Raw genomic sequence first — 14,382 nt, forward strand, 5'->3', positions numbered from 1 at the left:
GTGGTGCGGGTGGTGAGGAGGGTGTGTCCGGCGGCGCGGAGGTTGGTGTCGGGGTGGTTCTGGAGGTAGGTGGCGAGTTGTCCGGCGTGGGCGCGTAGGGCGGGTTCGGTGCGGGCGGAGAGGATCCAGGGGATCACGGGGGACGGCGAGTTGCTCTCGACGGGTTCCGTTTCCTCGGCCGGTGCGGTGGGTGCCTCTTCGAGGATGACGTGCGCGTTCGTCCCACTGATCCCGAACGCGGAGATGCCCGCCCGACGCGGATGCCCGTCGGCCTTCGGCCACTCCCGCGCCTCGGTCAGCAGCGACACCGCACCGGCCGACCAGTCCACGTGTGTGGTCGGCTCGGACACGTGCAGGGTGCGCGGGAGCACACCGTGCCGCATCGCCATCACCATCTTGATCACACCGGCGACACCCGCTGCGGCCTGGGTGTGGCCGATGTTGGACTTCAACGAGCCGAGCCACAAAGGCCGTTCGGCGGGCCGGTCCTGGCCGTAGGTGGCCAGCAGGGCCTGTGCCTCGATCGGGTCGCCGAGCCGGGTGCCCGTCCCGTGCGCCTCCACCGCGTCCACACCGGCCGCCGTCAGCCGCGCATCGGCGAGCGCCGCCCGGATCACCCGCTGCTGCGACGGCCCGTTCGGCGCGGCCAGTCCGTTGGACGCGCCGTCCTGGTTGAGCGCGGATCCGCGCACCACCGCCAGCACCCGGTGGCCGTTGCGCCGCGCGTCCGAGAGGCGTTCCAGCAGCACCACGCCGGCCCCTTCGGCGAGACCGAAGCCGTCCGCGTCGTCGGAGAACGCCTTGCAGCGGCCGGTCCCGGACAGGGCGCCCATGCGGCTGAAGCCGATGAACGAGTCCGGGGTCGGCATCACCACCGCACCGCCGGCGATCGCCATGGTGCACTCGCCGGCTCGCAGCGCCCGGGTGGCCAGGTGCAGCGCGACCAGGGACGACGAGCACGCCGTGTCCACCGTGATCGCCGGGCCCTCCAGACCGAACGCGTAGGCCAGCCGCCCGGAGATGACACTGGTGACGCTGCCGGTGATGACGTAGTCCTCGATGGCGGACGGCGCGTCGGCCGAGCGGACGCCGTAGCCGTGCTGCATGGCGCCGACGAAGGTGCCGGTCCTGCTGCCGCGCAGTGCGGTCAGGTCGATGCCGGCCCGCTCGAACGCCTCCCAGGAGGTCTCCAGCAGCAGCCGCTGCTGGGGGTCCATGGCCAGCGCCTCGCGCGGGCTGATCCCGAAGAAACCGGCGTCGAACCCGTCCACGTCCCGGACGAAGCCGCCCTGTTGCCCGGACACCGCGTCCAGGTCCCAACCCCGGTCGGTCGGAAGGCCGGAGACCACGTCGCCGTCCGTGACGAGTAGCTGCCAGAGTTCCTCCGGCGTCGTGACGCCGCCCGGGAACCGGCAGGCCATGCCGACGATCGCGATCGCCTCGTCGGCCGCCGTGGCGGTCGGCTCCGGTGCGGTGGCCACCTCCGCCGCGCCCAACTCCAGCACCTCGCGCCGGATCTGGGCGGCGAGCGCGGTCGGCGTCGGGTAGTCGAAGACCAGGGTCGCCGGCAGGCGCAGACCGGTGGCGGACGCCAGCCGGTTGCGCAGCTCGACCGCCGTCAGCGACTCGAACCCCATCTCCTTGAAGGCCCGGCCGGGACGGGCGGCGTCCGGCGTGCTGTGGCCCAGTACCGCGAGGGCATGCGTGGTGACCAGGTCCGTGAGCACCCGGAGCTGCTCCGTCTCGGACAGGTCGGCCAAGGACTGCCGGAGTGCGGAGCCGGAGCCCGCCGCCTTGGCCGCCGTCTCGGCCGAGGACGCCAACACGGAGCGCGCCTCGGGGAGTTCGGCGAGCAGCGGACTCGGGCGTACCGCGGTGAACAGCGGGACGAACCGGTCCCAGTCGATCTCGGCGACCGCGACGAAGGTGTCGTCGTGGTCCAGCGCCTGCTGGAGGGCGGCGATCGCCTTCTCGGCGGGCATCAGCGGGAGGCCCTGCCCGCGCACGCGCCGTCGGGTCCGCTCGACGTCCTGGTCGCCGAGGTTCCGCCAGGTGTTGACGGCGTCCTCCCAGACGCCCCAGGCGACCGACACCATCGGCAGGCCGTCGGCGCGGCCCTGCTCGGCGAGGGCGTCCAGCGCCGCGTTGGCGGCCGCATAGGCCACGTGGTCCCCGCTGCCCCAGAAGCCCGCGATCGAGGAGAAGAGCACGAAGGCGTCCAGCTCGTCCGGGTCGAGCAGGTCGGCCAGGTGCCGGGCGCCGTCCACCTTCGCGGCCAGCACCTGGTCGAAGCTCTCCAGCGTGGTGTCGGCCACGGACGTCAGCTCGATGAACGCGGCCGTGTGCAGGACCGCCCGCACCGGGTGGCCGTCCGCCCGCAGCCGGCCGAGCAGCCCGGCCACCGCCTCGCGGTCGGCCACGTCGCACGCGGCCAGGGTGACGGCCACGCCCCGCTCGGTCAGCTCGGCCGCCAGATCCGCTGCACCCGGGGCGTCCGGGCCCGAACGGCTGGCCAGGACGAGGTGCTCGGCACCGTTGTCAGCCAGCCAGCGCGCGATCCGGGGCCCGAGGCTCCCGGTGCCGCCGGTGACCAGCACCGTGCCGCGAGGGCGCCAGCCCCGGACGGGCCTGGCGTCCCCGAGCGGCGCGTGGACCATCCGCCGCGCGACCGCTCCGGTCGCCCGGACCGCCACCTGGTCCTCGTCGAAGGAGCCCGCCAGCACCCGTACCAGCTGCCCGAGCGCCCGCTCGTCAGGCTGCCCGGGCAGGTCGACCAGACCGCCCCAGAGCTGGGACTGCTCCAGCGCGACGACCCGGCCGAGACCCCACAGCTGCGCCTGCACCGGATCGGCGGGAGCGTCGGACGGTCCGGTGCGGACGGCGCCGCTCGTGGCGCACCACAGCGGTGCCCGGACACCGAGCTCGGCCAGCGCCTGGACCAGCGTCAAGGTCAGTGCGAGGCCGGCCGTCAGCGTGTGCTTCCCGGGGTGGCGGCGGGTATCCAGACCGAGGAACGACAGCACGCCGGCCTGGTCGGCACCGCCGTCGGGAAGCACCTCGCGCAGCCGCGCGGCCAGCACGGCGCGGTCCGCGTCGGCCACCTCCAGCAGGACGGTGCGCACACCGCGCAGGCCGAGCACCCGGACGGTCTCGGTGACCCAGGCGTCACCGGCGTGACCCGTGGGGACGACGACCAGCCAGCTGCCGGAGCGGGCGGACGCGGTGTGCTCGGCCACGGGCTTCCAGGCGATCCGGTACCGCCAGTCGTCCACCACCGAGCGGTCCCGGCTCTGCCGGTGCCAGCTGGAGAGCGCGGGCAGCAGGGTGCTCAGCGACCGCCGCTGCTCCTCGTCGTCGACCTGCAGTGTCGCCGCCACGGCGGCGACGTCCTGCTCCTCGACGGCCTCCCAGAAGCCGGCGTCCACCGCGCTGGACGCCGGGCCCGAAGCGGGCGGAGCGGCCGCGTCCAGCATCCACAGGTGCTGGTGTTGGAAGGGGTAGGTGGGGAGGTCGGGGTGGGGTGCGGGGTGGAGGAGGGGGGTCCAGTTGATGGGGTGGCCGTGGTTGTGGAGGTGGGTGGCGGAGGTGAGGAGGCGGGTCCAGTGGCCTTCGTTGCGGCGGAGGGTGGCGGTGATGGTGACGGGGTGGGGGTGGAGGGTTTCTTCGATGGCGGGGGTGAGGACGGGGTGGGGGCTGATTTCGAGGTAGGTGGTGTGGCCGTTGGTGTGGGCGGTGTGGAGTGCGTCGGTGAGGCGGACGGGTTGGCGGAGGTTGTTGTACCAGTAGTGGTTGTCGAGTTGGGTGGTGTCGAGGAGGGTGCCGGTGAGGGTGGAGTAGAAGGCGGTGGTGGTGGGTTGGGGGGTGATGTCGGCGAGTTGGGTGGTGAGGTGGTGGTGGAGTTGTTCGACGTGGTGGGTGTGGGAGGCGTAGTCGACGTCGATGCGTCGGGCGTGGATGTCGTGGTGTTGGCAGTGGGTGAGGAGTTCGTTGAGGGCGTCGTGGTCGCCGGCGATGACGGTGGTGGTGGGGCCGTTGTGGGCGGCGATGGTGAGGCGGCCGTTCCATCGGGTGAGGAGGGTGGTGGTGTGGTGGTGGGTGAGGGGGAGGGAGGCCATGCCGCCGTGGCCGCTGATGGTGTGGATGGCTTGGCTGCGGAGGGCGGTGATGCGGGCGGCGTCGTGGAGGGTGAGGGCTCCGGCGATGGTGGCGGCGGCTATTTCGCCTTGGGAGTGGCCGATGACGGCGGCGGGGTGGATGCCGAGGGAGCGCCAGAGTTCGGCGAGGGAGACCATGGTGGCGAAGAGGGTGGGTTGGATGATGTCGACGCGGGTGAGGTCGGTGTTGTCGTTGCCGCGTAGGGCGTCGGTGAGTGACCAGTCGATGTAGGGGTCGAGTGCTGTTTGGCATTTGGCGATGGACTGGGCGAACACGTCGGAGGTGTCGAGGAGTTCGGCGCCCATGCCGGTCCATTGGGAGCCCTGGCCGGGGAAGACGAAGACGGGACCGCCGGGGGTGCTGCTGCTGGTGGTGTTGGTGGGGGTGGTGCCGTTGGCGAGGGCGGTGAGGCTGGTGTGGAGTTCGTGGTGGTTTCGGCCGAGGGCGACGGCGCGGTGGTCGTGTGTGGTGCGGGTGGTGAGGAGGGTGTGTCCGGCGGCGCGGAGGTTGGTGTCGGGGTGGTTCTGGAGGTAGGTGGCGAGTTGTCCGGCGTGGGCGCGCAGGGCGGGTTCGTTGCGGGCGGAGAGGATCCAGGGGACCACGGGGGACGGTGAGTTGCTCTCGACGGGTTCCGTTTCCTCGGCCGGTGCGGTGGGTGCCTCTTCGAGGATGACGTGCGCGTTCGTCCCACTGATCCCGAACGAGGAGACGGCGGCCCGTCGGGTCCGCTCGCCGGCCGGCCACGCGCGTTCCTCGGTGAGCAGTGACACCGCGCCCGAGGCCCAGTCGACGTGTGGTGTCGGTTCGTCGACGTGCAGGGTGCGCGGGAGCACGCCGTGCCGCATCGCCATCACCATCTTGATCACACCGGCGACACCCGCTGCGGCCTGGGCGTGGCCGATGTTGGACTTCAACGAGCCGAGCCAGAGCGGCTGTTCGGCGGGCCGGTCCTGGCCGTAGGTGGCCAGTAGGGCCTGCGCCTCGATCGGGTCGCCGAGCCGGGTGCCCGTCCCGTGCGCCTCCACCGCGTCCACATCAGCCGCTGTCAGCCGGGCGTTCTTCAACGCATCCCGGATGGCCCGCTGCTGGGCCGGACCGTTCGGCGCGGAGAAGCCGCTGCTGCTCCCGTCCTGGTTGACGGCCGAACCGCGCACCACCGCCAGCACCCGGTGGCCGTTGCGCCGCGCGTCCGACAGCCGCTCCACCAACAGGACGCCGACGCCCTCCGCCCAGCCGGTCCCGTCCGCCGAGGCGGCGAACGCCCGGCAGCGCCCGTCGGGGGACAGCGCCCGCTGGCGGCTGAACTCGACGAAGCCGCCCGGCCCGGTCATCACGGTGACACCGCCGACGAGTGCCATGGTGCACTCGCCGTTGCGCAGCGCCTGCCCCGCCAGGTGCAGGGCGACCAGCGAGGACGAGCACGCCGTGTCCACCGTGACGGCCGGGCCCTCCAGACCCAGGGTGTACGCCACCCGCCCCGACACCACGCTGCCCAGGCTGCCCGTCATCAGGTAACCCTCGAGCTCCTCGGGGGTCTCGCGCAGCCGGGCGGCGTAGTCCTGGTGCATCACGCCGGCGAACACGCCGGTCCGCGTGCCGCGCACCGACGCGGGGTCGATGCCCGCCTGCTCGAACGCCTCCCAGGAGGTCTCCAGCAGCAGCCGCTGCTGCGGGTGCATGGCCAGCGCCTCGCGCGGGCCGATCCCGAAGAAGTCGGGGTCGAACAGCGCGGCCTCGTGCAGGAATCCGCCGGCCCGGGCGTAGGTCTTGCCGGCCGCCTCGGGGTCGGGGTCGTACAGCGAGTCCAGGTCCCAGCCGCGGTCCTCCGGGAAGGCGGAGATCGCATCGCCGCCGCTCGCGACCAACTGCCAGAGGGTCTCGGGTGACTTGACACCCCCGGGGTAGCGGCAGGCCATGCCGACGATCGCGATCGGATCCGAGGCCGCGGCGGTCAGCTTGCGGTTCTGCTGCCGCAGCAGCTCGGCCTCCTTGAGGGAGGCCCGTAGCGCCTTGACGACTTCTTCACTGGATGCGGTCATCGAGAACTCCGAAACTCCGGGCCGTTGAGGGGCGGTGCGTCGTGATCAGTTGTCACCGAGGGCGACCCGGACGAGGCTTTCCAGGTCCATCGTGTCGAGCGCACTGCCGTGCTCCTCCTCGTCGACCGGGTCGGACGTGCCGGGTGAGTCGGCGAGCCGGAGGAGCGTGCGGACCAGCCCGGCCTCCCGGAAGCGGCTCAGCGGGATCGCTGCCAGGGCCCGTCGGAACTCGCCCTCGTCGACGTCGGAGGGCTCCGGCTCCTCGGCCGGCTGCTCCGCCGGGAAGGCCTCGGCCTCCAGATGACGGGCGACGGCGGCCGGGGTGGGGTGGTCGAAGATCAGCGTGGCGGACAGCCGGTGGCCGCTCTCCCTGCCGAGCCGGTTGCGCAGTTCGAGTGCGGTGAGGGAGTCGAGACCGAGATCGAGGAAACCGCGGTCGGGTTCGACCCGGTCCGGCGAGGCGTAACCGAGGACGGCAGCCACCTGGGCCCGGACCAGATCGAGTACGGCGCGGCCGCGCTCCTCCGGTGCCAGCCCCGCGAACCGCTGCCGGAACGCAGCGGCCCCGGAAGCGGTGGCCTCCCGACGCCTCGGGACGCGGACCAGGCCGCGGAGCAGCGGCGGCACCTCGGACGTCGCCCGCAGCGCTGCGCTGTCCAGCCGCGCGGGCACCAGCACCGTGCGGTCCGTGCTCAGTGCGGCGTCGAACAGTGCGAGGCCCTGGTCGGTGGGAATGGCCGCGAGGCCGGTGCGGCTCAGCCGCCGGAGGTCGGCCTCGGCGAGGTGGCGGGTCATTCCGCCGGACTCCGCCCACAGGCCCCAGGCCAGCGAGTGCGCGGGCAGGCCCTCAGCCCGGCGCCGCTGCGCGAGGGCGTCCAGGAAGGCGTTGGCCGCCGAGTAGCTCGACTGGCCTGCCTGCCCCAGTACGCCTGCGGCCGAGGAGAAGAGTACGAAGGCGCGCAGGTCGTTCCCACGCGTCAGTTCGTGGAGGTGCCAGGCCGCGTCGACCTTCGGCCGCAGCACGGCTGCCAGCCGGTCGGCGGTCAGGGCCGTGAGCACACCGTCGTCCAGTACGCCTGCCGTGTGCACCACGCCGACCAGCGGATGCTCGGCGGGCACCTCGGCCAGGACGGCGGCGAGCGCGTCCCGGTCGGCCACGTCGCACGCCGCGACCGTCACCTCGGCGCCCGACGCGGCGAGTTCGGCACGGAGTCCGGCGGCACCGTCGGCGGCGATCCCCTGCCGACTGAGCAGCAGCAGGTGCCGCACGCCGTGCCGGGTCACCAGATGGCGGGCGAGCAGGCCGCCGAGCAGACCGGTGCCACCGGTCACCAGCACCGTGCCGGCCGGGCCGAACGGGCCCGGGGCCCCGGCCGTGTCCGGTGCGGCGGTGGCCAGCCGGGCGGCGGACACCCGCCCCGCGCGTACCGCCAGCTGCGGCTCCGCCGAGCCGAGCGCCCGGACCAGCGCGGGGTAGGAGTCCGGGTGGTCGTCGAGGTCGGCCAGCACCAGGCGGCCGGGGTTCTCCGACTGGGCGGACCGGACCAGGCCCCAGAGCGGAGCGTGGACGAGATCGGCGACGTCGTCGGCCGGGTCCACGGCCACCGCGCCCCGGGTGAGCAGGACGAGCCGGGAGGCGGCGAAGCGCTCCTCGGTGAGCCAGGCCCGGACGAGCGCCAGCGCACGACCGGCCGCCGCGTGGACGTCCTCGACCGTCTGCTCGGCACCGGGCAGGAAGGCCGCCACAACCGTCCCCGGCAGGGGCACGTCGGCGGCGGGCAGGTCGGCGGGCCGGGCGTATCCGCAGCCGTCGACGTCGAGGAGGAGCGGAGGGGCGTCGTCGGCCGCGCCCTGGCCAGGGGGCAGGGGGATCCAGTCCACCTGGTACAGCGAGTCGTGGTGGCCGTGGGTGGCGGCGCTGAACTGCTCGGGTGTGACCGGCCGCAGCGTCAGTGAGCCGACCGAGACGACCGGGCGGCCGGCTTCGTCGGTCGCCGCGAGCGCGACGGTGTCCGGCCCGGTCGGAGTCAGCCGTACGCGCAGGGCGCCGGCCTCGGTGGCGTGGAAGACGACGTCGGACCAGGAGAACGGCAGGCGGACGCCGTCGGAGCCCTCCAGCAGACAGGCGTGCAGGGCCGCGTCCAGCAGGGCCGGGTGCAGACCGAAGCCGTCGTCGTGGCGCGAGTGCGGGAGCGCGACCTCGGCGAGGATCTCGTCGCCTTGCCGGCCGAAGGCGCGCAGGCCCTGGAACGCCGGACCGTAGTCGAAACCGATGCCGGCCAGCCGGTCGTAGAGCGCGTCAGCCGGGTCGAGCGCCGCCGTCCAGGGCCGCCAGGCGTCTGCCGGCACCGCCGGGCCCTCCGCTGCCAGGACGCCGGTCGCGTGCCGGGTCCAGGAGGTGTCCGTGTCGGGGGTGCCGGGGGTGTCGGGGGCGGAGTGCACGGCGACGGGGCGGCGCCCGGTGTCGTCGGGGGCGCCGACCCGGACCTGGACACGGACGGCGTGCTGCTCGGGGAGCATGAGCGGAGCTTCCAGCGTGAGCTCTTCGAGGTGGTGGCAGTCGAGCCGGCGCCCGGCGTGGAGAGCGAGTTCGACGAGGGCGGTGCCGGGGAGCAGGGGGGTGTTCCAGACGGCGTGGTCGGTGAGCCAGGGGTGGGTGGTGGCGGAGAGGCGGCCGGTGAAGAGCATCCCCTCGTCGTCGGGCAGGGGGACGGCGGCGGCGAGCAGCGGGTGCTCGGCGGGGTCGAGCCCGGCGGTACGGGGGTTCGCGGTCGCGGGCGGGGTGAGCCAGTAGCTCTCGCGTTGGAAGGGGTAGGTGGGGAGGTCGACCGGAGTGGTCGGGGCGGTGGGGAGCAGGGTGTGCCAGTCGGCGGGGGCGCCGTGGACGTGGGCTTCGGCGAGGGAGGTGAGGAGTCGGCGGAGGCCGCCGTCGTTGCGGCGGAGGGTGCCGGTGATGAGGGCGGGTGTGTCCGGGAGGGTTTCTCCGATGGCGGGGGTGAGGACGGGGTGGGGACTGGTCTCGATGAAGGCGTGGTGGCCGTTGGTGTGGGCGGTGTGGAGTGCGTCGGTGAGGCGGACGGGTTGGCGGAGGTTGTTGTACCAGTAGTGGTTGTCGAGTCGGGTGGTGTCGAGGAGGGTGCCGGTGACGGTGGAGTAGAAGGCGGTGGTGGCGGGTCGGGGGGTGATGTCGGCGAGTTGGGTGGTGAGGTGATCGCGGAGTTGTTCGACGTGGTGGGTGTGGGAGGCGTAGTCGACGTCGATGCGTCGGGCGTGGATGTTGTGGTGTTGGCAGTGGGTGAGGAGTTCGTCGAGGGCGTCGTGGTCGCCGGCGATGACGGTGGTGGTGGGGCCGTTGTGGGCGGCGATGGTGAGGCGGCCGTTCCATCGGGTGAGGAGGGTGGTGGTGTGGTGGTGGGTGAGGGGGAGGGAGGCCATGCCGCCGTGGCCGCTGATGGTGTGGATGGCTTGGCTGCGGAGGGCGGTGATGCGGGCGGCGTCGTGGAGGGTGAGGGCTCCGGCGATGGTGGCGGCGGCTATTTCGCCTTGGGAGTGGCCGATGACGGCGGCGGGGTGGATGCCGAGGGAGCGCCAGAGTTCGGCGAGGGAGACCATGGTGGCGAAGAGGGTGGGCTGGATGATGTCGACGCGGGTGAGGTCGGTGTTGTCGTTGCCGCGTAGGGCGTCGGTGAGTGACCAGTCGATGTAGGGGTCGAGTGCTGTTTGGCATTTGGCGATGGACTGGGCGAAGACCTTCGAGGTGTCGAGGAGTTCGGCGCCCATGCCGGTCCATTGGGAGCCCTGGCCGGGGAAGACGAACACCGGCCGGTCGAAGGCGCCGTGACCCAGAACGAGACCGGGCGCGGCGGTACCCCCGGTGAGGCCGGTCAGGCTGCTCAGAAGCTCCGCCCGGCTGTCACCGATCACCACCGCACGGTGCTCGAACACCGACCGGCCCGACAGCAACGCGCCCGCCACGTCCGCCGGTTCCCACTCGGGACGGGCCTCCACGGCCGCCCGCAGCTGCTCACCCTGGGCGCGCAGCGCCGCCGGAGTCCGCGCGGAGAGGACCCACGGGACCACGGAGGAGGGCGAGTCGCTCCCGGCGCGCGGCTCCTCCTCGGCCGGTGCGGCGGGTGCCTCTTCGAGGATGAGGTGCGCGTTCGTCCCACTGATCCCGAACGAGGAGACGGCGGCCCGCCGTGGCCGCCCGGTCTGCGGCCACGCGCGTTCCTCGGTGAGCAGTGACACCGCGCCCGAGGCCCAGTCGACGTGTGGTGTCGGCTCGTCGACGTGCAGGGTGCGCGGGAGCACGCCGTGCCGCATCGCCATCACCATCTTGATCACGCCGCCGACGCCCGCCGCGGCCTGGGTGTGGCCGATGTTGGACTTCAACGAGCCGAGCCACAAAGGCCGTTCGGCCGGACGCTGCTGCCCGTAGGTGGCCAGCAGCGCCTGCGCCTCGATCGGGTCCCCGAGCGTGGTGCCCGTCCCGTGCGCCTCCACCGCGTCCACCTCCGCGGCCGTCAGCCGGGCATCGGCGAGCGCCTGCCGGATCACCCGCTGCTGGGCCGGACCGTTCGGCGCGGACAGCCCGTTGCTGGCGCCGTCCTGATTGACGGCCGAACCGCGCACCACCGCCAGCACCCGGTGGCCGTTGCGCCGCGCGTCCGACAGCCGCTCCACCAGCAGGACGCCGACGCCCTCGCCCCAGCCGGTCCCGTCCGCCGAGGCGGCGAACGCCTTGCACCGCCCGTCGGGGGCGAGCCCGCGCTGACGGCTGAACTCGACGAACATGCCCGGCGCGGCCATCACCGCCGCCCCGCCCGCGAGCGCCAGCGAGCACTCACCCCGGCGCAGTGACTGGCAGGCCAGGTGCAGGGCGACCAGGGACGACGAGCACGCCGTGTCCACCGTGATCGCCGGGCCCTCCAGCCCGTACGAGTAGGACAGCCGGCCGGAGAGGACGCTCACCGTCGTACCGGTCAGGACGTGGCCCTCGACAGCGCTGCTCGCCTCGTGCATGCGGGCGCCGTAGTCCTGCGCCATCGCGCCGACGTAGACGCCGGTTCGGGTGCCGCCGATCGACGCGGGGTCGATGCCGGCCCGCTCGAACGCCTCCCAGGAGGTCTCCAGCAGCAGCCGCTGCTGCGGGTCCATGGCCAGTGCCTCGCGCGGACTGATCCCGAAGAAGCCGGCGTCGAACCGGTCCGCGTCGTGCAGGAAGCCGCCCTCGCGGGTGTAGGTGCGGCCGGTGCGGTCGGGGTCGGGGTCGTACAGCGAGTCCAGGTCCCAGCCGCGGTTGTCGGGGAACGGCGAGACGGCGTCCCGGCCGTCGGCGACGAGCTGCCACAGGTGCTCGGGGCTGCGGACCTCACCGGGGAACCGGCACGCCATCGCGACGATCGCGATCGGCTCCTGCTCGTCGGCCGTCACCGTGGTCGCCGTCGGCGTCGGGTCCGGTTCTCCGGTCGACTCGCCGAGCAGGTGACGTTCGAGGGCCTTCGGCGTCGGATGGTCGAAGAGCAGCGTCAGCGGCAGCCGCAGCCCGGTCGCCGCCATCAGCCGGTTGCGCAGCTCGACCGACATGGCCGAGTCGAACCCGAGGTCCCGGAGCGGCCGGTCCTCGCCCGCTTCCGCCGCCGCGGGACCGCGCAGCGCCGCGATCTCGGCGCGTACCAGATCCCGGACCCAGCGGCGCTGTTCGGTGTCCGACCGGACGGGGGCCGACCGGTCGGCGCGGAACGCGTACGTCGGCAGCGGGACCCGTCGCGCGCCGGAGCCGGCGAAGACGGCGGCCCAGTCCACCGCCGTCCCCCGGACGTGCAGCTCGGCCATCGAGGTGAGGAACCGGTCCGGCCCGCCCTGGTCGCGGCGCAGTGTGCCGACGACGGCGGCGCCGGTCAGGTCGACGTCGTCCAGGGTCTCCTGGAGGCCGCCGAGGAGGCCGGGGTGCGGGCCGACCTCGAGGAAGGTCCGGTACCCGTCCGCCAGCAGCGCGCGGGTGGCGTCCTCGAAACGGATCTCGCTGGTGATGTTCCGGATCCAGTACGCGGCGTCCAGCTCGGCCGTGTCCAGCAGTCCGCCGGTGAGGGACGAGTAGAACGGGACGTCGGAGGTGCGCGGGCGGACGCCGGCGAGGCCGTCGAGGAGGAGCTCGCGGTCGAGGCGCAGCCCGGGTGAGTGCGCGGCGAGTCCGTTGCTCAGCTTCTTCGCCCGGACGCCCTCGGCCGTCAGTTCGGCGAGCAACTCGTCCACGGCTTCCCGGTCGCCGGAGAACAGGACGGATCGCGGGCCGTTGCTCCCGGCGACGTCCAGCCGGCCGGGCCGGCGGGCCAGCCGTGCCACCAGCTGGTCGCGCGGCAGGAGTGCCGAGGCCAGGTCGCCCTGACCGGCCGCGCCGGCCTGCGCCCGGCTCCACAGCGCCACCACCTTGGCGGCGTCGTCCAGGGTGAGCGCGCCGGCGACGTGAGCTGCCGCGATCTCGCCGAGGCTGGCGCCCACCACGGCGGCGGGCTCGACGCCGCAGGCGCGCCAGAGCGCGGCGAGCGACACCATCACGGCGAACAGGACGGGCTGGACGACGTCCACCGCCACCGGAGCGGGTGCGCCAGGCACTCCGCGCAGGACATCGGTCAGCGACCACGGGACGTACGGTTCGAGCGCGTCGGCGCAGGCTTGCAGCTGCTCCCTGAACACCTCCGAGGACTCCAGCAGGCCGAGCGCCATGCCCTGCCACTGGGTCCCCTGGCCGGGGAAGACGAAGACCGCCTCGCCTCCGGCGTCCGCCGTGCCGCGGACGAGCAACGGGCCGAACTCGCCCTCGGCGACGGCGTGCAGACCGTGAAGGGCGTCCTCGCGGCCGTCGGCGACCAGGACGGCGCGCCGCTCGAACGCCGTCCTGGTCACCGCCAGGGAGAGGGCGACATCGGGGAGCCGGAGACCGGGGTCGGCCCTCAGACGCTCCCGGAGCTCCCGCGCCTGGGCACGCAGGGCGGCGTCGCTGCGGGCGGAGAGGACCAGTGGCGTGAGCGAGGTGGCGAGGGGCGGCCGGAGTGCGGGCGGCGCCTCCGGGAGTCCTGCGGGATCGGCCGGTACGGCTCCGACCAGGTCGAGGACGCCGCTGCCGGACGCCGGGTGACCGTCGGTGAGCACGCCCTGGATCCGGTCCCCGTTGCGCCGGGCGTCCGGCAGCCGCCGGATCACCGTGAGCACTGTGCCGCCGTCACCGGCGACGGCGAGGTCGCACTCGCCGCGGCGGAGACTCGCCGCGGCCAGCGCGACGGCGGCTCGGGCGGCGGTGGCCGACGGTTCGACGGTGGCCTGCGGACCGTGGAGGTCCAGCACCGCGGCAAGGTGCTCCGCGATGCGGTCCTGCGACGATGCGGCGACGAAGACGCCCGTTCGGCTTCCGCGCAGCGAGGCGGGGATGATCCCGGCGTCCTCGAGCGCGGTCCAGGCGAGTTCCGGCACGTTCCAGTCGGCGGGGCCGAACCCGGCGGTTTGCTGGGCCGGAACCCCGAAGAAACCGGCGCCGCCGTCCGGGCCGTCGAGGCCCTGGGGGACGTCGCCGGGGGTGAACGCCGGGCAGGACAGCCCGACGATGGCGACCTGGTCGTCCTCACAACTCGTCTGGGGCACTGCGTACTCGGCTTTCCTCGTGGTCTCGGTCTTCTGCCCGGTCCGCAGGAGCAGGCGACGACGGGGGGCGTGCTCCGTGGCCGCCGCTGGCCGTGGCCGGGCGTCCGGCAGTCGTGCCGGTCTGATGGCCCGCTGGTTCCGCCGACCGGGGCGGGGCGGCGACGCGGCGGGAAGTCCGGGCTCGAGGTGGCCCGGCCGTTTCGGTATCGGTGTGCGTCCCCCTCCAGCGAGGTCTCCGGGCATCCACGGTGACCGTGCTTCCTCCGCCGGGCGAGGCGGCTGCGAACGCCTCGTGCTGACCCACCCGTTTGTTGATCAACAGCCTGTCAGGACCCTCTTGGAGTCGACTTGGAGTCGACTTGGAGGACTCTTGGAGTGCCTGCGGACTCGCCGCTGAGCTGTGTGGATGCGCAAGTGACCGGCTCTTCCCCCTGTCGTGCACATGGCATAGAATCCGGGCGCAGAAGACCCCGGTGGGGGGGGGGGGGGAGCCCCGCACCCCCACCCGAGTGTATTGAGGGGGGCAGGAGGGGCGGGGGGAGGAGGGCCA

2 protein-coding genes are annotated in these 14,382 nt (G+C 73.5%); both read right to left on the reverse strand.

Features of this window, described 5'->3' with window-relative positions; translation table 11 throughout:
- Positions 1 to 6,194: type I polyketide synthase (locus tag ACFC1R_RS33270; RefSeq protein WP_375945096.1), on the reverse strand; the 6,194-nt coding region annotated here is incomplete at its 3' end.
- A gap of 45 nt (positions 6,195 to 6,239) precedes the next feature.
- Positions 6,240 to 13,832, reverse strand: a complete 7,593-nt coding sequence (locus ACFC1R_RS33275) for an SDR family NAD(P)-dependent oxidoreductase (protein WP_375945098.1) — start codon at positions 13,830 to 13,832, stop codon at positions 6,240 to 6,242.
- Between the last annotated feature and the right edge of the window lie 550 nt (positions 13,833 to 14,382).

Origin of the sequence: Kitasatospora sp. NPDC056138, from assembly GCF_042264695.1 — a bacterium.
Lineage (GTDB): Bacteria > Actinomycetota > Actinomycetes > Streptomycetales > Streptomycetaceae > Kitasatospora.